The following is a 23,076-nucleotide window of genomic DNA, read 5'->3' as shown; positions in this document are numbered from 1 at the left end:
CAACGGTAATTTAAATTTAAAAACAATTTTATATCAAAAAAACAATAACATCATAATCCATCCACTATGAAAAAAGATATACTCATTTTTTTACTGACTATCTTATTATGCCTGCCGGGAAGGTTTCTTTCGCAAACCTATCAACTTACCGGAAACCCTGTAAATACAACGGGCTGGGATCTTGTCTCTGATGCTGTAGTAAGCGGAGACTTTGTAAGACTGACAACTGATCAGACCAGCAGATACGGGGCTGTAAAGTTATCCACTCCTATCACTCTGAGCTATTGTGATAAGTGGAAAGTGGAATTCGATTTCAGAATTGACGGAAACGGAACCACTCAGTTTGGAAAAGGAGACGGTTTTACCTTCTGGTATCTTGCTAATCCACCAACAGGTTTTGTATCAGGAGGAGGTCTGGGAATTCCGGCCAACGCTTCCGGGCTCATGGTTGGTTTTGATATCTTCAACAATACCACTGAAGGCCAGATGAGTAAAGTTCACATTCTTTATGGTACCAATAATACAGCCGGGAACAATATTGAGTTCAACACGACTCCGGGAAGTACTTTTCACTCTCCGGATCTTATTGCTACCAATCCGTTTGTAGGAGATACTTACAGACATGTTGAGGTAAATGGAGAAACAGATCTTACCAACCCGACAAACTGGATTATCAAAGTGAGAATAAACGGTGTTCTTATTGTAGATCAGTCTTTTGCTCCTTCCGGAGGTGCCGTGGGAATGTCACAGGGATATTTTGGCTTCTCTGCAGCAACCGGAGGTGCCAGCGCAAGACATTCTATTAAAAACGTTAAGGTATTTGTGGATAAAGTTCCTATCCTAAGCAATACCATAACGCCTTTTGTATGTACAAATCCTGCTACAGGAAATGGTACAGTAGACCTTACTTCTTATAATTCCCAATTTGTAAATAATCCCGGAAATTATATTTTTACATATTATGTATTAGGAAGCTCAACGCCTATCGCAAATCCTTCAAGTTTCCAATATTCAGGAAATACGACAATCAAAGTGGTAGTTAAGGATCCTACTTCTACTCTTTGTGATAATGGTGACGGTGTTATCCAGCTTAATCCTACACCATTTGCAGCAACAGATGCCAGTCTGACCGGATGTAATAACAACAATGCCGGGACAGCAACATTTGATCTCAACACGGCTGCTGTAACAACTGTTGCCGGAGTTACCAAAGAATTCTACCCTACCTTATACGACCTTAATAACGGTACGAACCAGATAACAAACCCTTCTGCCTATGCGTCTGCAGCAGCAACAATATATGTAAAAGTAACGACTCCTCAGGGATGTGTGAGTACTTCTAAAATCACATTGAACATTTACCCTATTGTGGTTGTGAATGATGTTGAAATAAAATCCTGCTTTATCGAAACCAATCCGTCTATGGCATCCTTTAATCTTACAGGAGCTGTCGTTTCTCAGGGTGGACTTACAAAAGAATATTATCCGTCCCTGGCAGACGCTATCAGTGGAACCAATGCAATATCTACTCCGGCAGCATACATTGCTCCTAACGGTGTGGTTTATATTAAAGTATTCAGCTCAAACGGATGTTATTCTATTGCTAAAGTTACACTAACTGTCATCCCTCCTGTTTATTCAAGAACTTTGCTAGACAAGACCATTTGCATAGAAAATACAACTACTTTAGATGCAGGAGCAGGTTTCAAAAGCTACGAATGGAGCACAGGAGCTACTACTCAATCTATCAAAAATGTAGGAGTAGGTACTTACTGGGTAAAACTTAAAACCGGAGATTGTGTTGCAACACAGAAAGTAACAGTATATCCTTCCGACAATCCGGTTATTACAACGGTTGACATTTCGGGAAGCACGGTAACAGTATATGCCAATGGCGGAACTCCTCCTTATCAGTATTCTATGGATAATATCAACTGGCAGGATTCCAATGTGTTTACCAATATTGCCAGAGGAGAAGCTAAAGTATATGTAAGAGACGGTTATAATTGCGTTCCTGTTGAAGTCAATATTACAGTACCTAACCTTATCAATGTCATTACACCTAACGATGACGGCAAGAATGATTTTATAGATTATTCAGCTTTGGCCAATAAACAAAACCTGGAAATAGCCATCTTCGACAGGTATGGTTACAAAATGTTCCAGGCCGATAAAACTAACGGTTACAAATGGGCAGGAACTACCAATGGAAGTAAAAAAGTTCCTACAGGAAACTATTGGTATTCTGTTTCATGGAATGAAAATAATAAAAACAGTACTCCGATAAAATTCTCAGGCTGGATTGTTGTAAAAAACAGAGAATAATTACACTTTCCGACACATCAAAAGAATCACCCCGCCCGGCCGGGGTGATTTTTTGTATTAACAAGAAGGAGATATTTCATTTTAAAGACTCTTTATTCATATTCAATGCTTAAATTTGTCCTATGAATTATTTGGAAGCTTTAAGCAGAAGATATTCTGTAAAAAAATTCAATCATCAGATTATTCCTCAGGAAACCCTTCACAACATTCTTGAGTCAGGAAAGCTGTCTGCCAGTTCGCTGGGACTTCAGCCTTATAAAATTGTGATTGTTGAAAGCGAGGAGATGAAACAGAAATTAATTCCTGCTTTTTATAATCCATCTCAGATTTCCACCTGTTCCCATCTTATTGTTATTATCTCAAAAAAATTCATAGAAGAGAACTATATCCGGGGCTATTTTAATCATATTTCTGAAGTAAGGGATACTCCAATGGAAAAACTTGATCCTTTCAGAAACAGCATTAATCAGCATATTAACCAGAAAACACATGATGAAATTTTCAACTGGGCAGAAAAACAGTCTTATATAGTATTGGCCAATCTTATGTATGCCGCAGCTATTGAAAATATTGACTCCTGTCCTATGGAAGGTTTCCGCCAGGATCTTATAGAAGATATTCTGAAGGTCAATCCTGAAACAGAAAAAGTAACCGTTACCCTCGCTTTAGGTTACCGTTCCGAAGAAGATCACTTCCAGCACATGAAAAAAGTAAGAAAACCAAACGAAAAATTGTTTAAATTTATTTAATATTTTAAACGATTGTACCTAAAGCCAGCATATGATAAAAGCGGATGTATTAGTAATCGGTTCCGGCATTTCCGGACTTTCCTATGCCATTAAAGTTTCTGAACAGCACCCTGATGCCAAAATTATTATTGTAACCAAGTCTGATGAAGACGAAAGCAATACCAAGTATGCACAAGGCGGTCTCGCCGTCGTTACAGATTTTCAGAATGATAATTTCCAAAAACACATAGACGATACCATGCGTGCCGGCGACGGAGAAAACAAACGTGACGTCGTAGAAATGGTAGTAAGAGAAGCTCCTGCGAGATTCAATGAAATTGTAGAATGGGGAGCACAGTTCGACATGAAGAACGGTAAATTTGCTTTAGGAAGAGAAGGAGGCCATACTGAAAACAGGATCGTACATCATAAAGATATTACAGGTTTTGAAATCGAAAGAGCTTTATTGGAAACGGCCAATAACAGCCCGAATATTGAAATCCTGGATCATCATTACGTCATTGATATCATTACACAACACCATGTTCCCGGAAAGGAACTTAACGAAGGAGACATCCACTGCTACGGTGCTTACATTCTGGATGAGAAATCCAAAACCATCAAAAAAATCACTTCTAAAATAACGCTTGTTGCCACAGGAGGCGCAGGACATGTTTATAAAAACACCACCAATCCTACGATTGCAACAGGAGACGGAATTGCTTTTGTTGCCCGTGCCAAAGGAAAGGTTTCCAATATGCAGTATTACCAGTTTCACCCAACAGCTCTCTACAGCAAAATGGATGGAATGTTGTTTTTGATTTCAGAAGCCGTTCGTGGAGACGGAGCAAAATTAAGAACCAAAAGGGGCGAAAAATTCATGTATAAATATGATGAACGTGAAGAATTAGCCTCCAGAGATATTGTTGCAAGAGCCATTGACGCCGAAATGAAAATTACCGGAGACGAATTTGTCGGCTTGGATTGCAAGGAAATGAACCATGAAAAATTCCTGGAACATTTCCCTAATATTTATAAAAAATGTAAAGATGAAGGAATTGATCCTTTCACTCAGCTGATTCCTGTTGTACCTGCCTGCCACTATTTAATGGGAGGTATCGAAGTAGACAGAGACGGACAATCCTCCATCAGAAATCTTTTTGCTGTGGGTGAATGTACCAACTCAGGACTACACGGTGCCAACAGGCTTGCTTCAAATTCTCTTCTTGAAGGTTTGGTTTTCGGGCATAATGCCGCAATGAAAACAGTAGAACTTCTGAATGAAAACAGTTTCAACTTTGATGACCTGAAAGCCGTTCCGGAATGGAATGAAGAAGGAATGAAAATCATGGACGAAATGGTCATCGTAAGCTATCTCAGAAAGCAGCTTCAGGAAATGATGAGTGATCTGGTAGGAATTGTCAGAAGCAACAGACGTCTGAATATGGCATTACAGAAGCACCAGGAAATTGCCGCTGCTGTAGATGAAATATACCACTATTCTATTCTTTCTCCACAATTATCGGAATTACGAAACCTTACAACCGTTGCCCATCTCATCATTACCCAATCCATGGAAATGACGGAGAATAAAGGAGCATTTTATAATAAAGACTTAGCCTAACAGAAATCACACAATGAAAAGACCAGCATACGTAACAGATAAAGCATTAAAGACATTTATAAAAAACGCTCTTGAAGAAGATATTCAGGATGGGGATCACTCTACCCTATCTACTATTCCACAGGATCTTGTACAAAGTGCTAAACTTTTGGTAAAACAGGACTGTATTCTTGCAGGCGTTGAGCTGGCAGAAATCATCTTTAAAACATTTGATAAGAATTTAAAAGTAGAGGTTTTCATTAAAGATGGAAGTCCATGTAAATTCGGAGATGTAGCGCTTATAGTTACAGGAAGTGCAAGATCTATCCTTTCCACAGAGAGATTTGTTCTTAACTGTATGCAGAGAATGAGTGGGATTGCAACCCTTACTCATGAATGGGATTCTCGATTGGTAGGCACAAAAACTAAACTTTTAGATACAAGAAAAACAACTCCCAACTTCAGAATGTGTGAAAAATGGGCAGTGGCTATTGGCGGAGGAACCAATCACAGGTATGGTCTTTATGACATGATCATGCTGAAGGACAACCACATTGATTACAATGGAAGTATCTCCAATGCTGTGGCAATGGCGAAAGACTATGTTAAAAGGAATAAGAAAAAGTTAAAAATAGAGGTTGAAACAAGAAATCTTGAAGAGGTACAGGAAGCTATCAATGCTAAAGTTGACAGAATCATGTTAGACAATATGGATGTAAAAACAATGAAGGAGGCTGTAAAAATGATCAACGGTTCTTGTGAATCTGAAGCATCAGGAGGAATTACCCGCGATATGCTGAAAGAAATTGCCTCTACAGGTGTTACCTATATCTCTGTAGGAGCCCTTACCCACTCTGCTGAGAATATAGATTTGAGTCTCAAAGCAGTGAAATAGCGTTGAATTTTTAACAAAAACACCCCCAGTTTGTTAAAAATTCAATAACATGACTTTTTTCATACAAAAATTCAATTTTTAGCCACAATACTGATTTTTAACACTTTAACATTATTAAGACTGAGTAAAAATTAACATTGAGTTAATAATAGTTAAATTTAATTTTGCGAATTTTGCAGAAAATTAAATCTAATTATTACTAACGATTATGAAATTAATCAACAAATCGATACTAACTGCAGTAATTACTTTATCTACAGCTAGTGTTTATTACGCTCAACAAGTTCAGGACACAGTACAAAAGTCCAAAGATATTGACGAGGTAATCTTAAGAGGTGTTACCGATATCGCTAAAGATAGAAAAACACCGGTAGCAGTATCTACAATCAAAGCTGCTCAGATTCTTGAAAAGCAAGGAAACCAGGAGCTTGTTGAACTTCTAAACGTAACACCATCTGTTTACGCTACAAAAGGTGGTGGTGGATTTGGAGACTCCCAAATCACTATGCGTGGTTTTGAATCCAGAAACATCGCAGTTATGGTAAACGGTATGCCTGTAAATGATATGGAAGGAGGTACTGTTTATTTCTCAAACTGGACTGGACTAGCTGACGTTACTAGCACTATGCAAGTACAAAGAGGACTTGGTTCTTCTAAATTAGCAATTGCATCCGTTGGAGGGACTATGAACTTCTTAACCAGATCTTCGGATATGAAAAAAGGAGGTGTAGTTAGATTAGGAGTTGGTAACAATGACTTTTTAAAAACATCTTTTGCATATAATACGGGTAAGTCTGATAAAGGCTGGTCTTCTTCATTCTTAATGAGCAGACAAGCAGGAAGCACCTATATTCAAAACACAGATTACGAATCCTATGCTTACTATTTTGCCTTAGGATGGGAACCAAACAAGAAACATAATTTCCAGTTTACGATTACCGGATCTCCACAATGGCATAATCAAAGAACTTACTCTCCTTTCATCAAAGATTATATAACGTATAACCCAGACCACGATAATACACCTGACAGAACCTATAATTCTGACTGGGGGTACCGTATCAATGCTGACGGAAGCAGAACTTCTATTGCAAACAGAGCCAATTATTACTCAAAACCAGTATTAATGTTGAACTGGGACTGGACAATGAGCGAGAAGTCAAAATTAAGTACTGTTTTATATATGTCTAATGGTAGAGGTGGTGGAACAGGAGATCTTGGAAGTTTCTGGAATGGGAAATTCAACAGTAACGGAACTCCTTCTACAAACAATATCAACTCTTACAGAAGAGCAGACGGAACCTATGACTATGATAAGATTTTCGCACTAAACAATGGTATAACAGCAGGTGCTCCTTACACGGTGACAAACCCGGCTAACGGAAAACAATATCAGGTAAGAGATGGTATTATCAGAAGATCAAGTATCAATTCTCATAACTGGTACGGTATCTTAGCTAACTTCCAGCATAAAGTTAATGATAACTGGAATTTCTCAATCGGTACAGATGATAGATACTATTATGGTTACCACTATCAGGTAGTTTCTGATTTGTATGGAGCAAAAGGTTATCAGGAAATTCTTAATAATAATGTAGCACCTTATAACGTTACGAGAACATTCGACTACAAAAAGCTTGCTTGGAACCCATTTGGAGGAAAAACAGCACCTTTAAATGAGCAAATCGGATATAGTAACGATGGTGAAGTTATCTGGTACAGTGCTTTTGGTCAAGTTGAATATACTAAAGATAAATTATCTGCATTCCTTCAGGGATCAGTATCCAACCAAGGATATCAAAGAATCGATAACTTCGTTAAAGATGGTGTGACTAAGCAGCAAGGACAGGTTGTTAATACAAAAACCGGATTCAAAAATCTATTTGGATATAACATTAAAGGGGGTGCCAACTATAACATTGATAGTCAAAACAATGTATTTGCTAATGTAGGTTATTACAGCAAGCAGCCTTTCATGAACTCTGTCTATCCAAGTAACTTCCAGGTTCTAAACCCTAGCTTAACGAATGAGAAAATCTTCTCAGCCGAAGTAGGATATGGTTTCAGATCTCAAAAATTCAGTGCAAATGTTAACTTATACAGAACTGAATGGAGAGACAGATGGCTAAGAAGAACCAACCAAACATTTACACTAGCTGATAACACAACGACTACAGGATATGCGGAAATCAGCGGGATTACTGAAATTCACCAGGGAGTAGAATTTGATGCAGTTTACAGACCAACAAATTTCCTAGAGTTTCAAGGTATGTTCTCTTGGGGTGATTATTACTACAAAGGAAATGCAACCGGATCAGCTTTTGATGACAACAACAATCCTCTTACATTATCAGGAACATCAACTTCAACAACTCTTTACTTAGATAAAGTAAAAGTAGGAGGAACAAGCAATAACAGTATCCCTCAAATGACAGCTTCACTTGGAGCAACTGTTAAGCCAGTAAAAGACCTAAGCATTTTTGGAACATGGAGATATGTTGGAAAAGTATATTCTTCTATTGATATTGCTACTTTCTCTAACCAGACAGCACAAGAAAGAGGTGTATTACAATTACCAGACTTCAACTTATTTGATTTAGGTATTTCATATAAAATCAGACTAAAAGATGCTTCTCAGTATTTCACAGTCGGAGCAAATGTTTACAACTTATTTGATACCTTCTATATTTCTGATGCATCAACAAACGTATTTGGATCTGACGCTCCTTCAAAATTAGCCGATGGATCTAACAATACTGCTAAGAAAACGTATGAAGAATTGGGATATATGTATAAAGGTGTAGCAACTGATAACCGTGTACTATTCGGATTCGGAAGAACCTGGGCAGCAACATTATCATTCAATTTCTAATAATATCACAATATTAGATTTTCTCAATATCAATCCCGGCTTTGAGCCGGGATTTTTGTTATCTTTGTGTACAAAAAAATAGGATTATGGATTTTTACAACATTTTACTTAATGCCCATAAAGGTTTCGGGTATCTTGAAATTCTTTTGGTAACATTATTTGTCATTGCACTTTTGGCTACCATGTTCGGTTTCAGTGGAAAAGTGAACAAATTTTTGAAGAAAACAACGCTTTTCACGATGATTTTCTTCCACGTTCAGTTTTTATTGGGAATCATTATGCTGATCACCACGTTCAGCAAAGGATTAAATATGGGAGAAGTAATGAAAAATGCGGCATTGAGATTCCAATATGTTGAACATCCGTTCTCTATGCTTATTGCGGCAGTTTTGATGACGATTGTCAACAAAAAAGTAAAATCCAATGATACTATTTCTTTAGGAGTAGTAATTATGGGACTTATTGCAGTAGGTTTATTTGCATTTGCATTCCCTTGGACAAGAGTTTTTGGGGCATAAAAAGACAAAAAAATTATATGCGTTATAATTTATAAATAGTTTAATCTTAAATTTTTATTTAAATCAATGAAAGTAGCTGTAGTAGGTTCAACAGGAATGGTTGGACAAGTTATGCTTAAAGTTTTGGAGGAGAGAAACTTCCCTGTAACAGAATTAATTCCGGTAGCATCCGAAAGATCTGTAGGCAAGAAGGTGAAGTATAAACAGAAGGAATTTACCATCGTAAGCATGAAGGACGCTATAGCTGCCAAACCGGATATTGCTATTTTCTCTGCAGGTGGATCTACTTCTCTTGAATTCGCTCCTTTATTTGCAGAAGCAGGAACAACAGTAATTGATAATTCTTCTGCATGGAGAATGGACCCTGACAAAAAATTAGTCGTTCCTGAAATCAATGCTGATGTTTTAACAAAAGAAGATAAAATCATCGCAAATCCGAATTGTTCTACCATTCAATTGGTAATGGTTCTTGGGCCATTGAACAAAAAATATGATTTAAAAAGAGTAATCGTTTCTACTTACCAGTCTGTAACAGGAACGGGTAAAGCTGCTGTAGACCAGTTAAACGGTGAAATCAGCGGAGATGAAACTACTGAAAAAATATATCCATATCAGATCTTCAAAAATGCATTGCCACACTGTGATGTATTTGCTGATGATGATTACACGAAAGAAGAGATCAAACTGATGAAGGAACCTAAGAAAATTTTAGGAGACGATACCTTTAACTTAACAGCAACTGCTGTGAGAGTTCCGGTTCAGGGAGGACATTCTGAAAGTGTAAACATTGAATTCGAAAATGAATTCGAACTGGATGAAGTAAGAAAAATCTTATCTGAAACTCCTGGTGTCATTGTAATGGATGATGTGAAAAACAACCACTACCCGATGCCTCTTTATTCAGAAGGAAAAGACGAAGTTTTCGTTGGAAGGATCAGAAGAGATCTGTCACAGCCTAAAACGCTCAACCTCTGGATCGTTGCAGACAATCTGAGGAAAGGAGCAGCAACAAACGCTGTACAAATTGCAGAATACCTGGTAGCAAACAACTTAGTATAAACTAACAAAATAAAAAAGAGTCTCAGAATTGAGATTCTTTTTTTTATCAAACACTTATATGAACACCCAGAAAAGTACCCACAAAGAGAAAATAGGATTTCAAAAGCTTATTGCCACATTTGGAATCATCCTTTTTATCGGAAAGATCATTGCCTGGAAACTGACTAATTCTGATGCTGTTTTTTCTGATGCCATGGAAAGCATCGTTAATGTCATCAGTGCATTTATGGGATTATATTCACTTCATTTAGCGGCTAAACCTAAAGATGAAGACCATCCTTATGGCCATGGGAAAGTAGAATTTGTAACTTCGGGTATAGAGGGCGCCCTTATCGCTATTGCCGGTGTTATGATCATTTATGAAGGGATTCATAGTCTTATTGTAGGGAAAACGCTAAGCAAAATTGATCTTGGGATCTGGATTATTGCTGCCACAGCAGTTATTAATTATCTGCTGGGATATATCTCTATTAAAAAAGGAGAAAGAGAAAATTCTCTGGTTCTTATTTCATCCGGAAAGCATCTTCAGTCCGATACCATTACAACTCTCGGAGTAGTTGCCAGTTTAATTATTGTTTACTTCACCAAAATCTATTGGCTGGATTCTGTAGTAGCATTAAATTTTGGACTTTACATCATATTTGTAGGCTATAAAATCGTTCGAAAATCTCTGAGTGGCATTATGGATGAGCAGGATCCTGAAATTCTCAATCAGATCATTAAAATCCTTGAAGAAAACAGACATGTTGAATGGATTGATATACACAATATGAAAATACAGCAATTCGGGTCTTCCCTGCATATTGATGCTCATATTACCCTGCCGTGGTATTATGACCTTCGTGATGCTCATGATGAAATGGAAAAAGTCATTATTCTCCTTGCCAAAAACATTAAGCGTACGATTGAATTCAATTTTCATATGGACGACTGTAAACCGATTTCATGCCCGGTATGCCAGATCAAGGACTGCCCTGTCCGCGAAAAAGATTTCATCAAACGTGTAGAATGGACTCCGGAAAATGTAACGAGTGTAGATAAACACACAATTATTGAGGAAGAATAAAATTCAGATTAGCTTTTCCTGCTTTCTTTAATGATCATCTGCTTTCTGTAATAAAACATCGGAACAATCAGCATTATAATCAAAGGCTGGATAACGAACCTCCTCATATAAAAGGAAAAAAGATATCCTATTTCAAATTTACTATGAATGCAATACAGATAAATCGGTAATGTAATGACAAAAACGACAATCATCATCACTGCTCCCTGTATGGTCCAGTCTTTATTTCTGAATAAACCGTAAATAATCAGACAGGAAAAAAAAAGATTTAAAATAAACCTGAAAACATGACCAGCAATCAGTCTTCCCCATTCGAAAGCAGGGAATTCAATATGTTTATTGGCTTCGTGAAAGTAGTCTAAAAAAGGGTCATAAAAAAGAGTTCCTTCCAAAGCTCTTACTCCTATCAATCCGCATACGCCTGCGATAACCAGAAACCAGCTAAGAATTTTCATGTTTTAAGGCAAAAAATTTAATCCAGATCAGCCAAAGGACAACTACACTTCCATAAATAATAGCAGGAAAAATAAAATCGTGAAACATCTTTCCATATTCCTTATGGTCGGACATCACGATATTTAACCCTACAATTCTCAAAAGGTTGATCATGTATAATAACACTAGTCCTGCTCCCACAAAAACAAAAGTTTTCATTCCCTTATAAAAGGCAAAAACAAAAGATACAAATAAAATGATAACAGAAACGGCATTGCACCCTTCCACCATTCTCGTTACATAATTCTGTTTAACATAAAACCAAACCTGCTCGTTCTTTACGTCGTCATAAAGTTCTGTAGGATAACCTATCGAATTCTGAAGAGCTGTTACCTGACCGGCAATCATTCTTGAAAATGAATCCAATCCGGAGTCTTTCCCACTATTCAGATAAAACTGATAAGCGAAAAGCAACACCAGGTAGATAACAATAAAACGCAATAAAATACCTAAAACAGGTTTAAAGTCTTTCAGCATACTGCAAAGATAAAAATTAGCCTGTAATATCCTGAATTTGAATAAAGAAAGTTAAAAGCCAAAAGTAAAAAACAACCGATTTAGCCTATAAGAATTAAAATTTTTCATAAAAACATTCAATAAAATCAAAATTCCACTCTACCATTCTCATACTCTTCCACCATCTTAATCACTTCTTTACACTATAATTTCCAACTCACGTTAATTTAGTATATTTGTTCCATATTATGACTTCTGAAAACGCAAAACGATTTTTTGAAAACCATTTAGGTAAAAAATCTTCCGAATTCGTCACATTAGCTCAAAGCGGCTCCGCGAGAGTCAATTTTCTGGCCGCTGCCGGTACCGAGAAATACATTATCACGTACAATGAAAACATTCCGGAAAATGAAAGTTTTCTTTACTATTCCCGGGTATTCTCAGATCTGAGCCTTAATACTCCTTCCATCCTTGCTGTTTCAGAGGACAGAAAGATGTATATCCAGGAATTTTTGGGGCAGCAAACCCTTTCTGAGGTAATTGCAAAAGATCACTTGTCTCCCACTGTAAAATCTTTGGTTAAGCAGACCTTAGAAAAGCTTTACCAACTGCAGATGCAGACGCAAGGTAAAATCGACTTTTCCAGGACCTTTGAATATGAAAATTATGATGAGCTTCCTGTGATTCATGATTTGTATTACTTTAAAAATTTTGTCGCCGATTTTCTGGAGCTTGAATACAACAAGTCGACTCTCCTTAAAGAGTTCAAAAAAATTGCTGTACTTATTGAAAATCTTGAACCTAAAGGAATTATGATCCGCGATTTTCAGGCAAGAAATATCATGGTGAATGAAAGAAATGAGGTCTCTTTCATCGATTACCAATCGGCAATGAAAGGACCATTAATGTATGATGTCATTTCTTTTCTTTTTCAGGCTAAGGCTAATTTCCCGGAAGATTTTAAACTGGAAATGCTGGATTATTATATTGAGCAGTTTGAAAATCCCGAAACAAAGGTTCAGTTAAGAAATGCAGTGATGCCTGTTCAAATGATGCGATTTCTGCAAGTTTTGGGAGCCTACGGATTCAGGGGGCTGATACAGAGAAAACAACATTTCATGGCCAGCCTAGAGCAAGGAATTCAGAATATTACCCAATTTGCAGACTCATGGGAAGAAATGAAAAATTACCCCGAACTGCAGAAAGTAATTCAGCAACTGACATCAGAGAAGGCAAAGCAAAAAATTGAAGAAATAATAAATAAGTAAGTCTTCGGCTCCGCTCAGACTGACAGATCGAAATATCTGAGCAAATACGAAGCAATTTTAAGATAACTAAATAAGCCTTAATGGTTTAAAAATTTAAAAGAAAGAATATGCTACACATTGAGATACACAGTTTTTCATACAAAAAAGGAGGAATCCCTAAAGACAACTCAGGAAATGGCGGAGGGTTCGCTTTCGACTGCCGTGGAATTTTAAATCCGGGAAGAGTTGAAGAATATAAAATCCAGACCGGAAATGACATAGGAGTTCAGGAATATCTGGAAACAAAAACGGAAATGCCAAAGTTTTTAGAACTGGTAAAATCTCTCGTTTCCATCAATATTGATAATTATTTGGAAAGAGGCTTTGAGCATCTGCAGATTAATTTCGGATGCACTGGCGGACAGCACAGATCAGTATATTGTGCTATAAAAATTGCAGAATTTATCAAAGAAAAATATTCTGAAGGTACTGAGGTCACCCTTCAACACGATGAACAACCGCAACTGAATATTAGTAATCAGTAAAGAGTAATAAGTAATTTTCTTATTACAATTATCTATTACTCATTATTCATCACTCATTACTTATACTATTATGAAAGCTCTAATTTTCGCAGCAGGGAAAGGTACCAGATTGAAACCTTTTACAGATCACCATCCGAAAGCATTGGCAAAAGTGAATGAAGTTCCGCTTCTCGAAAGAAATATTAATTACCTTAAAAGCTTCGGAATAAAGGATTTTGTTATCAACATTCATCATTTCGGAGAACAGATTGTTGATTTTCTGAAGAAAAACAATAATTTCGGGTGCAGGATTGAAATCTCTGATGAGACCAGCGAACTGCTGGAAACAGGTGGCGGCTTGATATTTGCAAGAAAATTTCTTGATCACGGAGAAGATTTTTTAATCATGAACGCTGATATTCTAACTGACCTGAATATCAATGCTCTGGTAGAATACCACAAAAAGATAAAAGATTTTGCTACTTTAGCGGTTTCGGACAGGGAAAGTTCGAGAAAACTCCTTTTCAATGATGATATGGTTTTGAGAGGCTGGCTGAATGTGCAAACTGGAGAGCAAAGACTGGCTGAATTCAATAAAGGTTTTAAAGCCCTTGCTTTCAGCGGAATTCATTGTATCAATCCTGTCATCTTTGAAAAAATAAAAAGAACAGGCAAATTCTCTGTTATGGAAGAATATCTGGATCTGATGCAAACCGAGCACATACATGGTTTTGTACATGACAGTATTCTTATTGACGTTGGAAGACCATCATCCGTAATAGAAGCCGAAAAACACTTTAAATAAATTTTGCAATGGAAATTGATGAAACCAGAGATGAAAGCTTAATAAATCCAGAACTTGATATTAACGAAACAAAACTACATAACAGTTTCAGACAGAAAACCTGGGATGAAACAATCACCAAGGACAGCTGGATGGTCTTTAAGGTCATGGCTGAATTTGTAGACGGCTATGAAAAACTGGCTAAAATCGGTCCGTGTGTTTCTATATTTGGTTCTGCCCGACTGAAGCCGGAGAACAAATATTATGAAATGGCTGTAGATATTGCTGAAAAGATCACCAAGCTAGGTTTCGGAATTATTACCGGAGGCGGCCCGGGGATCATGGAAGCGGGGAATAAAGGGGCTTTTAATGCCAAAGGAAAATCCATAGGACTTAATATTGATCTGCCTTTTGAACAGCATTTCAACCCTTATATCAATAAATCTTATTCCATGAATTTTGATTACTTTTTCGTGAGAAAAGTAATGTTTGTAAAATACTCTCAGGGATTCGTAGTAATGCCTGGAGGATTCGGAACGCTGGATGAACTCACGGAAGCGATGACTCTGATTCAGACCAATAAAATTGGAAAATTTCCAATCGTTTTAGTGGGAAGCGAATTCTGGGGAGGATTACTGGATTGGTTTAAGGCAACTCTGTTAAAAGAAGGAATGATTGCCGAAGATGATCTTGAACTTTATCGTGTGGTAGATACTGCTGATGAGGCTGTAGCACATATTAAAGCATTTTATGACAAGTATTCTGTGAATGTAAATTTTTAATTGGCATATTATTTGTGACTTATAACGAACAACTATGATTGTAAATCTATTAATTAAGATGAAAAAACTTTTATATATATCAGGAATTTTAACATTTTTTGTGTTAATGAGTTTTATGTATGTAGACTTTTTCTCTTCAATGACCAAAGTGGACTATATTGATGGAAGCAAGACATTGAAGTTTACCACAAAAATGAATACAAGCCATATCTCTGACGCTATTAAAATCAACCCTAATACGGCAGGATTTGAAGCAGAGGTAAAAAAATATGTGAACAATAATTTTGATGTATTTGTCAATGGCTCTCCTAAAACGATTACCTTCACAGGAAGTCAGGTCAGCGGAGAAACTGTATGGGTATATTTTGAAACCGGAGGTGTTTCGGATATCAATACCTTAAAGATTAAAAATACGATCCTTTTAAGCGCTTTTCCTAAGCAGATCAACATTGTCAACATTGCCTATAAAGGCAGCCAGAAAACAATGAATTTTCAGAGAGGAAAAGAAGTGAACGAGGTTTCTTTTTAAACGAAAATTAGATTTAACCATTATAAAATGGGTACCCTGGAAAGTCAAATTTTTCAGGGTATTTTTTTGGGCTGACAAAAAATCACTACAAAGAGATTAATTAAGTACAAATACCTAATCAAAAATTTCAGCATTTCCACTCTACTATTTTCATTTTCAGCAATGTACATTTGTATTGTAATTACAACCAGGAAAGTGAAGCCGGATTCACTTAAATAACGGGGCGGAATCTGAAAAGCCAGACGAGTAAGAAACACCAGACAAAAACTAAATATCATGGAAGATATAGAACTAAAATCATCCAGTCAGGAAATTGATGTCCTGATCGTTATTGACACAGATTATGTAAGATCTACTTATCCAAATCCAAGTAAGGATCCTAATAATCCTACAGGAATTGATCATAACAGCCAGCATATGATCGTTTCAAATGCCAACGCTATTTCCGGACAGGGCACAGCTGATCTGAACTTCAGTGCAAGAGCCGGAGATATAGTTTCTTTCAGAGGAACATCAATCTATCAAAACTCTGATGATGCTGTCATCATCTATAATATTAAATACTGGTCCGGTGATCAGGTTTTTAACAGCTTTATGTACAATTCTGTTGAAAGAAGACAGGCTGCGGTACCTAATCTGAACTCTCAAAACGGTCTTCCTGCTGCCAGCGCTGATATTACTTTTGCGAGTATCGATTCTAAAGTAAAAGCTACAGGAACAGAGAATTTCTATGTACAGTTTGGACTTTATATTCTAGATCCGAATGACAGTAACAAACAGATTCTGTACGGTTACTTTTACTGGGATCCAACAATTACGGTTAAATAAACACAAGTAAAATCTCGTATAAATAAAAATCGGGCAGCTTGAAAGCTGCCCGATTTTTATAAAGTGTGTATTAGAATATATTTTATCCTAATGTATTACTCAATTTTGATATTATCAATCTGAAGATCATACACACCGTCTTTTCCTGTTTTAAGGGCAAACATTGGTTTTCCAGCAGTAGTATTAAGATCGGTAAGACCTGTAAGCGTAAGCTCAATCAGTCTCCATTGTCCGTTCGTATTGATAGATCCGTTATATGAATTCGTGCTTTCCGGGCTTAAAGTAGCACCTGTAGAAAATGTTGCTAAATTGAATGTATAGAAAGCAGAGGTATTAGGAGCTAATGGTGTTGCTCTATATACGTTGAAAGAAAGTGATTTTCCTGATGCAGTCCCTTTAATATACATTGTAATTCTCTTTGGAGCTGCTGGTATTCCTGACGCAGCATTTGCTGTAAATACATAATCATTATTGGCAGGTGTACCTTTAATCTGAAGGGAGTTTGTATCATTATATCCCAAACCAATACCCTGAGAGGCATAAGAGATAAGCCCAAAGCTATTTAAACTTGACAGGAAAGATGGCCAGTTCTCAAAATCAGAGCTCGGGAAAAGATTGACAGCATTAGCAGATGGAAGTTCCGGCTGACCTGGAGTAAATCTGGCATTCGGGAAATTAATATCATTAAGATCTCTTATATAAGCTTGATCTGTAAAAACCGTTGTGTTATTTGAGCTTGTAAAACGGCTCAGAAGAAGAACGATATCACCACTTTTTTCATATTTAGGAGAGATAGGAGATTTCGCAAACGTTGAATAGTTGCTGAAACGAAGATCTAATCTACCTGCTTTTTTATCCGTAATATAACGATCACCTGTTGCAGATTCGTCAGCAAAATTTTTGGTCAGTTCAGGCTCTTCAAACTGAACATTTTTAATTTTTACAAGCTGATTGATATGAGCACCGTTTTTCAAAGCATCAGAGATAGAGTTGAACTCTAATGGCTTCATTGCAGCTACTACAGGCTTTTGTCCATCACAAACTCTTGCCATGTAATTGGATAGTTTATTAGGGTTGATTCTTCCAATAGGATAGTTAGGGTCATAAGAACCTACTTTAATGTTTCCATTAACTCCCTGAACGATCAATCCTTTCAGGTTGATTCTTACTAAAGCTCCAATAGGATAATCAAGATACTGATTTCCCCCATCGATATCAATTTCAATCCCTTGTGTCGGGTTTTCAGGTTTATCCTGAAGAAACATCATTTTGTAAAGATTTGAAGACTCATCACTTGAAGAGACATAAGCTTCTACGATGAAATCTTCCTTAATGATGTCGGCTTCTCCTGGTTTTGCCTTTGCAATAGTTACAATTTCTGATAACGGGTGATTAGCTGCAGCAAATTTGTTGGTACATTTGATTTCCGGTACCTCATAATCATCAGTTTTTACACAAGACGAGAATGCCAGCATTGAAATAGCACTAAAGATCGCCGCTTTAAAATATATATTTTTCATTGTTTTCGATTTTTAATTTTAGTTTTTTAGAATCTGAATTGAAGATTAACAAAATAAGATCTACCCTGATTATACCAATACTTTGGAGCGAATACCATATTTCCGCTGTCGTAATCATTTGCATAATCAATATAGTTAACGTTTCTGGTCTGCTCAAATCCTCCTGTAATATAATTTCTGTTATTAAGGATGTTATTAACCGATGCAGACACCAATACATAATACTTACCAATCATCCAGGACTTCCCTGCATTGACATTGAAGAAGAATGCTGAAGGAAGCTTTGTAGGTGTAAGAACTCTTGCAAGTTCTTCATCAGTTACCTGATCATAAGGAACTCCAGGTGTGTTAGGATTGGTATAGAATCTTGCGGTTCTGGTTACCGGAGATGGGTCTAAGAATGAATGCCCGAAATAATTCCATGTTGCTCCTACCCACCAGTATTGAGGACTGCTGTAACGAAGACCTAAAGTATATGCCTCCTGAGGAGTTCCTCCTTGTCTGTAATTTTTAAGCGTTGCTTCCCCCATATTGGTATAAGATCTTGATACGATATTTCCGTTCCCGTCAAGCTCTCTGAACGTTCCAACAGCATCAGATGCAAAATAAACGGTAGGATTATTAGTATAAGTGTATTGTCCTAAGCTTAATAAACCACTTGCCGTTAAAGTAGGCGTCACTTTTACCTGTGCACCCAGTTCAATCCCCATATTTCTCTTATTGGCTCCTGCCAGTACCTGCGTAATGAAAGCACCATCCTGAACCGGAGCCTGATCACCACTCTCAGTAAGGTTTGTCAGTTTAACTCCCTGTGCGAAATATCGTTGTACACTTGTTTCGTTTTGGGTGTTAACAAGATAACCGGTCAGTCTAAGTTTAACAATCGGAGTAGAGATTACATAGCTCAGGTCATTGGCATCAACAACAACATTTTTGATCCCAGGAGTGGTAACACCACTTACTCTTGTATTAAAGTAAATATCATTCAGGAAAGGAGACTGCGAGAAGTAAGCTCCGTTATAAACCAGGAAGTTTCTTCCATTGATTTTATAGGTAACCTGACCTTTAACGCCTGCATTCCAGAAATTCTGATCTGCACCTTTACCATAAGAAGACTCATACAGATAGTGTTGGAACAATCCTTCTCTGCTGTTTGTCGTGTAACCGAATAATCCCGAGATGAAAACATCAAATTTTCCTGTGGAGAATTTGAAAGCGGGGTTTATTTTGAATTCCTGTCTTCTGAAAATATAGCTGTACCCGATTTTATCACCCTCTCTTTTGGCAACATCAGTATCGCTTTCTCTTGTATTGAATTTTCCCCAAACACTTCCTGCAGTGGTGTTGGATGCAAATGGATCCATATTCAGGGCAAAATCAGCACCCAGAAGGTCATTTACTTCTCTGTACTGCTCAGATCTGTAATTCTGATAAGATAAATTTAAAATAAAACGGGAAGTATCGGTGAAGTTATAGGTATAGTGCGTAGACACATTCCATACTTTATCGTCTTTTACATCATCAACGAGATAATAAGCTGCTCTTCGTCCCCCTAATAACGCATTGTATTCTACGTTTCGGTTGGCATTATAAAGATTATCCCAGTTGATCTGTGTGTGTGACTGATCATCATTCGTCCACCAGTCTCTTGTGATTCCGATATTGGCAGCCTGCTCAGGAGACGGATTTGTATAGTTTAACCAATAACTTGGTAGATTACGGTAATACGTTGGAGACGGGTTGTTGGCTCTGTACCAGTCCAGTCTTGAACTGTATTCTTTCCCAAACTGGTAAGAAACAGATGTCCATAGCTGAGAGTTTTTATTAATTTTCCAGAAATCCTGTAATTGAATCATCGGCTGGAAACCTCTTTTCACTCTTTCATTTCTTTTATCTCCGTTTTGCCATCCCCAATACGAGTTGTAATGAACACCTCTGAAATCATATACTTCCTGAGTACTTGGACTTGAAGAGCTTCTTGCATATTTGGACCCAATGGCATTTAAAGTCATGGTATGGCTATCACTGAATTTTTTTTCAATACCAAGATATCCACTGTATGCATCATAAGCAGTACCATCCTGGATCCCTTCCTGTGCCCATCTTCTGGCAATCATTCCGGTAAATGCCCATCCGTTCTTGTTCATTCCGGAAGAGAATCTGTAAGATAGTCTGTTCCTGTAATTTCTGTTGGTCAGAGAGTATGTCAACTGACTTCCTTTTCTGTATTCGCTGGCTTTTGTATTCTTATAAAATACTCCGGTAGTTCCTCCGAAAGCATATTCTGAAGGGGCATGATTAGCTGCAATTTCCGGGTAACGGGTAATTTCGTTCAATCCTCCCCAGGTGCTGAAGTCTACATCTCCATTATCTGCAGCGGCCATAGAAACTCCATTGATCATATTTTCACCTGTTCTGCTGTCAATTCCTCTTGGACGGAACCAGTAGGGACCTAAATCAAAACTTGCCATTCTGTTGAAAACATCCTGAGATGACTGTAATAGCCCCACAGTTGCAGTCTGCTGTGCACCACCGCTATCGCTTTCCCCAGAATCTTCTATGATAGCCAACCCCTGATCTGCACCATTTAATGCAGAATAAAGAGTAATTACTCCAAGATCTTTTCTTTTCTCATCACTGGTTACGTCAAATTCAAAAATTTTAGTTTCAAAATTGGGTTTTGTAACCATAATCTGATAATGTCCGGGCATCAAATCCGTAAATTGGAAATATCCGATTTTGTCTGCCTTTGCATCATTTCCTGCTCCTTTTAAATCTACACTTGCCTGCTCAACGGGCTTGCCTTCCGCATCCTTAAGATACGCAAACACTGTTGTCTGCGCATAATAATATGACGCAGGCAGCAAGGTAAATAAAGAGATCAATGATAATTTTTTAATCATGAGTATATTTATTTTTTTAATACTTTTATTGTTAATTTTCAACAGTTTAAAAGTTGGGGGCACAAATTTAAACAAATTTTGCAATCCAGAACTTTTTTAACGTATTTTTTTCTTAACATTGCAATCTTTTAAGAATCATTATAAAAGAGAGATTCGAATTACTGCTTTTAAATTTACAAATATTTAAAACGCAGTGAGTTAAAAAAAAGTAAATTTGTAATTAATAGAATAATAAAACTCCAAAGAGATGAAGAGATTTTCGAGTCTGTTTGCCCTGTTTATTTCGATCGTGGCATTCTCCCAACAACAAGGAAAACTGAGAAAAGTAGCAACCGTAGGTTTCTTAAATGTAGAAAACCTTTGGGATACTATTCGTTCAGCAGATTATATAGACGGAACCAAAGACATTAAGAATCCTGCTTTCCACAGAAGCATTCCTATAGATTCAATCAAATTTCTGGAAGCCGAAAAATATGACGGGCCATGGAGTGACGGGGCTTTAATTGGTAAAAAAGTAGTCAGAGAACAAGGAGGTTCTGAAGAATTTACCCCAAAAAGCCCAAAGAATTACGGAAGTAAAATTTATAAAGCAAAACTGGCTAACGAAGCTAAGGTAATTTCTGAAATGGGAGCTCAGTATACCAAAACAGCTCCGGCAGTAGTAGGCTTGATTGAGGTTGAAAACAGACAGGTAATCCAGGATCTTGTGAATGAACCTGCCTTAAAAAAATATGATTACGGAATTATACACTACAATTCTTATGATTACCGAGGAATCGACGTAGCACTGATCTATCAGAAAAGAAGATTCACCCCTACCAATTCATTAAAAAAAGAACTGGTTATTTACGGTGACAACGGAAGAAGAGAATATACAAGAGATATCCTTGTGGTAACAGGATTTTTAGATAATGAAAAAGTAGCATTTTTCATGAACCACTGGCCTTCAAGAAGAGGTGGTGAAGCCATTTCTCTACCTAAAAGAAATGCAGCTGCAGCCTTATTAAAACAACAAATGGACAGTGTAAGAGCTGCAGACCCAACGACGAAGCTTTTCGCAATGGGTGACTTTAATGATGACCCTGTAAGCCCAAGTTTAAAAAACCACCTGAAAGCTCAGGCGAATCCAAAAGACTTAAGCGAGGAAACACCTTATCTTAATCTGATGTATCCTTTATATAAGAAAGGAGTTGCTTCTCTGGCTTATCAGGACGCTCCTAACCTTTTTGACCAGATTATTGTTTCTAAAAATGTAATTTCAGATCAGGTGACTAAAGAATATTCTGTGTATAAAACAGAAATCTTTGCCCCGGCTTATCTCGTTAATAAAGAAGGAAATTATAAAGGATATCCTTTCAGATCCTGGAATGGAGACCAGTTCACAGGAGGCTACAGTGATCACTTCCCGGCATTTGTAGTTCTTCAGAAAGAACCATAAAAAATTTAGGCACTCTTATTGGAGTGCTTTTTTTATATAAATATCTGTGTCATGAAAAATATTATTTTATTAGTAATGATTGCATTGGTACCTTTCAGCTGCTTTTCTCAGGAAACGCCGAAGAAAGATAAAGAGCAACATGAAATGAAGCCTTCTAAAAATGAAGACGGAGAATGGGACCTTACCGTTATAGATACCCAATTTGATTATTTTATAAATGCTGTTGCCAAACCGATCAGCCAGTACTCAGAATCTTATCTCAAGACAAAAAATACTTTTTTGGTCAACGAATGGAACAGTTATTATAATTCCGGCAGATACAGAAATATTATAGAATCGGGGATAGATTATGATCCCAAGGAAAATTACGGGATCAAATTTGAATATAAATTATACCAGGTTTTTGTCTATGTAAACTGGAAGTATAAGCTAAGATTAAATGGATTATCCGGAAGTGATGAGATAAGGTAAATTTTAAAGCATAGTCAATAAAAAAGGTTCAGA

Annotated in this window: 20 protein-coding genes; 16 read left to right on the top strand and 4 right to left on the bottom strand. The window is 37.1% G+C overall.

The window, feature by feature from the left end; genetic code table 11:
* Positions 1–66 precede the first annotated feature (66 nt).
* The 8 genes from AC59HC_RS04030 to AC59HC_RS03995 all read left to right on the top strand — a co-directional run bounded on the left by AC59HC_RS04030 (position 67) and on the right by AC59HC_RS03995 (position 11,066).
* Positions 67–2,325, top strand: coding sequence for an FIDD domain-containing protein (locus AC59HC_RS04030; protein WP_395972270.1), 2,259 nt, complete (start codon positions 67–69; stop codon positions 2,323–2,325).
* A gap of 122 nt (positions 2,326–2,447) precedes the next feature.
* The gene (locus AC59HC_RS04025; RefSeq protein WP_411414203.1) at positions 2,448–3,074 is read left to right on the top strand and encodes an NAD(P)H-dependent oxidoreductase; all 627 of its coding nucleotides are present in this window, start codon (positions 2,448–2,450) and stop codon (positions 3,072–3,074) included.
* A 31-nt stretch (positions 3,075–3,105) separates the two neighbouring features.
* Positions 3,106–4,677, top strand: a complete 1,572-nt coding sequence (nadB, locus tag AC59HC_RS04020) for an L-aspartate oxidase (protein ID WP_343639729.1) — start codon at positions 3,106–3,108, stop codon at positions 4,675–4,677.
* Positions 4,678–4,690: 13 nt separating this feature from the next.
* Positions 4,691–5,551, top strand: coding sequence for a carboxylating nicotinate-nucleotide diphosphorylase (gene nadC, locus AC59HC_RS04015; protein ID WP_496558045.1), 861 nt, complete (start codon positions 4,691–4,693; stop codon positions 5,549–5,551).
* Positions 5,552–5,759: 208 nt separating this feature from the next.
* Complete coding sequence (locus AC59HC_RS04010; RefSeq protein WP_343639733.1) at positions 5,760–8,423, top strand: TonB-dependent receptor; 2,664 nt, start codon at positions 5,760–5,762, stop codon at positions 8,421–8,423.
* Positions 8,424–8,509: 86 nt separating this feature from the next.
* The gene (locus AC59HC_RS04005) at positions 8,510–8,941 is read left to right on the top strand and encodes a hypothetical protein (protein ID WP_034691532.1); all 432 of its coding nucleotides are present in this window, start codon (positions 8,510–8,512) and stop codon (positions 8,939–8,941) included.
* Positions 8,942–9,007: 66 nt separating this feature from the next.
* Positions 9,008–10,000, top strand: coding sequence for an aspartate-semialdehyde dehydrogenase (locus tag AC59HC_RS04000; RefSeq protein WP_496558044.1), 993 nt, complete (start codon positions 9,008–9,010; stop codon positions 9,998–10,000).
* A gap of 58 nt (positions 10,001–10,058) precedes the next feature.
* Positions 10,059–11,066 carry a cation diffusion facilitator family transporter gene (locus AC59HC_RS03995; protein ID WP_496558043.1) on the top strand — a complete coding sequence of 336 codons (1,008 nt, stop codon included), beginning with the start codon at positions 10,059–10,061 and terminating at the stop codon, positions 11,064–11,066.
* Positions 11,067–11,074: 8 nt separating this feature from the next.
* Here the strand turns inward: AC59HC_RS03995 and AC59HC_RS03990 are convergent, their stop codons facing one another.
* Together AC59HC_RS03990 and xrtF are read right to left on the bottom strand one after the other, a co-directional pair.
* A complete protein-coding gene (locus AC59HC_RS03990) occupies positions 11,075–11,521 on the bottom strand; it encodes an exosortase F system-associated membrane protein (protein WP_496558042.1) in 447 nt (148 codons plus the stop codon).
* Positions 11,508–12,038, bottom strand: a complete 531-nt coding sequence (xrtF, locus tag AC59HC_RS03985) for an exosortase family protein XrtF (RefSeq protein WP_496558041.1) — start codon at positions 12,036–12,038, stop codon at positions 11,508–11,510. Before xrtF ends, AC59HC_RS03990 begins: the two co-directional genes overlap by 14 nt.
* A 227-nt stretch (positions 12,039–12,265) precedes the next feature.
* Here xrtF and AC59HC_RS03980 point away from each other — a divergent pair, with 227 nt between their 5' ends.
* From AC59HC_RS03980 to AC59HC_RS03955, 6 genes are all read left to right on the top strand, one after another.
* Positions 12,266–13,285, top strand: coding sequence for an aminoglycoside phosphotransferase family protein (locus AC59HC_RS03980; protein ID WP_496558040.1), 1,020 nt, complete (start codon positions 12,266–12,268; stop codon positions 13,283–13,285).
* A gap of 107 nt (positions 13,286–13,392) precedes the next feature.
* Positions 13,393–13,809, top strand: a complete 417-nt coding sequence (locus AC59HC_RS03975) for a RapZ C-terminal domain-containing protein (RefSeq protein ID WP_496558039.1) — start codon at positions 13,393–13,395, stop codon at positions 13,807–13,809.
* A gap of 70 nt (positions 13,810–13,879) precedes the next feature.
* Positions 13,880–14,593: a nucleotidyltransferase family protein gene (locus AC59HC_RS03970; RefSeq protein ID WP_330744985.1), complete on the top strand. Its 714-nt coding sequence runs from the start codon at positions 13,880–13,882 to the stop codon at positions 14,591–14,593.
* Between the two features lie 8 nt (positions 14,594–14,601).
* Positions 14,602–15,354, top strand: coding sequence for an LOG family protein (locus AC59HC_RS03965; protein WP_110008400.1), 753 nt, complete (start codon positions 14,602–14,604; stop codon positions 15,352–15,354).
* Between the two features lie 58 nt (positions 15,355–15,412).
* A complete protein-coding gene (locus tag AC59HC_RS03960; protein WP_227941116.1) occupies positions 15,413–15,883 on the top strand; it encodes a DUF6702 family protein in 471 nt (156 codons plus the stop codon).
* Between the two features lie 276 nt (positions 15,884–16,159).
* Positions 16,160–16,711, top strand: a complete 552-nt coding sequence (locus AC59HC_RS03955; RefSeq protein ID WP_110008398.1) for an inclusion body family protein — start codon at positions 16,160–16,162, stop codon at positions 16,709–16,711.
* A gap of 95 nt (positions 16,712–16,806) precedes the next feature.
* Here the strand turns inward: AC59HC_RS03955 and AC59HC_RS03950 are convergent, their stop codons facing one another.
* Positions 16,807–18,231, bottom strand: coding sequence for a DUF5689 domain-containing protein (locus tag AC59HC_RS03950; RefSeq protein ID WP_343639754.1), 1,425 nt, complete (start codon positions 18,229–18,231; stop codon positions 16,807–16,809).
* A 26-nt stretch (positions 18,232–18,257) separates the two neighbouring features.
* Positions 18,258–21,134 (bottom strand): carboxypeptidase regulatory-like domain-containing protein, encoded by a 2,877-nt coding sequence (locus AC59HC_RS03945; RefSeq protein WP_482399060.1) that lies wholly within the window; start codon positions 21,132–21,134, stop codon positions 18,258–18,260.
* Between the two features lie 247 nt (positions 21,135–21,381).
* Between AC59HC_RS03945 and AC59HC_RS03940 the strand changes: the two genes are divergently transcribed.
* Positions 21,382–22,572 (top strand): endonuclease/exonuclease/phosphatase family protein, encoded by a 1,191-nt coding sequence (locus tag AC59HC_RS03940; RefSeq protein ID WP_429817112.1) that lies wholly within the window; start codon positions 21,382–21,384, stop codon positions 22,570–22,572.
* A 51-nt stretch (positions 22,573–22,623) separates the two neighbouring features.
* Complete coding sequence (locus AC59HC_RS03935) at positions 22,624–23,043, top strand: DUF6146 family protein (RefSeq protein ID WP_496558038.1); 420 nt, start codon at positions 22,624–22,626, stop codon at positions 23,041–23,043.
* Positions 23,044–23,076: the final 33 nt, after the last annotated feature.

It is taken from the genome of Chryseobacterium sp. DZ-32, assembly GCF_059587025.1.
This window is presented reverse-complemented; position numbering and strand designations above follow the sequence as displayed.

Coding starts and splice junctions, on each gene's coding strand:
- AC59HC_RS03970 (WP_330744985.1), top strand. CDS start 13,880: ATGAAAGCTCTAATTTTCGCAGCAGGGAAAGGTACCAGATTGAAACCT.
- xrtF (WP_496558041.1), bottom strand. CDS start 12,038: ATGCTGAAAGACTTTAAACCTGTTTTAGGTATTTTATTGCGTTTTATT.
- AC59HC_RS04010 (WP_343639733.1), top strand. CDS start 5,760: ATGAAATTAATCAACAAATCGATACTAACTGCAGTAATTACTTTATCT.
- AC59HC_RS03975 (WP_496558039.1), top strand. CDS start 13,393: ATGCTACACATTGAGATACACAGTTTTTCATACAAAAAAGGAGGAATC.
- AC59HC_RS03980 (WP_496558040.1), top strand. CDS start 12,266: ATGACTTCTGAAAACGCAAAACGATTTTTTGAAAACCATTTAGGTAAA.
- AC59HC_RS03940 (WP_429817112.1), top strand. CDS start 21,382: ATGAAGAGATTTTCGAGTCTGTTTGCCCTGTTTATTTCGATCGTGGCA.
- AC59HC_RS03935 (WP_496558038.1), top strand. CDS start 22,624: ATGAAAAATATTATTTTATTAGTAATGATTGCATTGGTACCTTTCAGC.
- AC59HC_RS03955 (WP_110008398.1), top strand. CDS start 16,160: ATGGAAGATATAGAACTAAAATCATCCAGTCAGGAAATTGATGTCCTG.
- AC59HC_RS03995 (WP_496558043.1), top strand. CDS start 10,059: ATGAACACCCAGAAAAGTACCCACAAAGAGAAAATAGGATTTCAAAAG.
- AC59HC_RS04025 (WP_411414203.1), top strand. CDS start 2,448: ATGAATTATTTGGAAGCTTTAAGCAGAAGATATTCTGTAAAAAAATTC.
- AC59HC_RS04030 (WP_395972270.1), top strand. CDS start 67: ATGAAAAAAGATATACTCATTTTTTTACTGACTATCTTATTATGCCTG.
- AC59HC_RS03990 (WP_496558042.1), bottom strand. CDS start 11,521: ATGAAAATTCTTAGCTGGTTTCTGGTTATCGCAGGCGTATGCGGATTG.
- AC59HC_RS03965 (WP_110008400.1), top strand. CDS start 14,602: ATGGAAATTGATGAAACCAGAGATGAAAGCTTAATAAATCCAGAACTT.
- AC59HC_RS04000 (WP_496558044.1), top strand. CDS start 9,008: ATGAAAGTAGCTGTAGTAGGTTCAACAGGAATGGTTGGACAAGTTATG.
- AC59HC_RS04005 (WP_034691532.1), top strand. CDS start 8,510: ATGGATTTTTACAACATTTTACTTAATGCCCATAAAGGTTTCGGGTAT.
- nadB (WP_343639729.1), top strand. CDS start 3,106: ATGATAAAAGCGGATGTATTAGTAATCGGTTCCGGCATTTCCGGACTT.
- AC59HC_RS03945 (WP_482399060.1), bottom strand. CDS start 21,134: ATGATTAAAAAATTATCATTGATCTCTTTATTTACCTTGCTGCCTGCG.
- nadC (WP_496558045.1), top strand. CDS start 4,691: ATGAAAAGACCAGCATACGTAACAGATAAAGCATTAAAGACATTTATA.
- AC59HC_RS03960 (WP_227941116.1), top strand. CDS start 15,413: ATGAAAAAACTTTTATATATATCAGGAATTTTAACATTTTTTGTGTTA.
- AC59HC_RS03950 (WP_343639754.1), bottom strand. CDS start 18,231: ATGAAAAATATATATTTTAAAGCGGCGATCTTTAGTGCTATTTCAATG.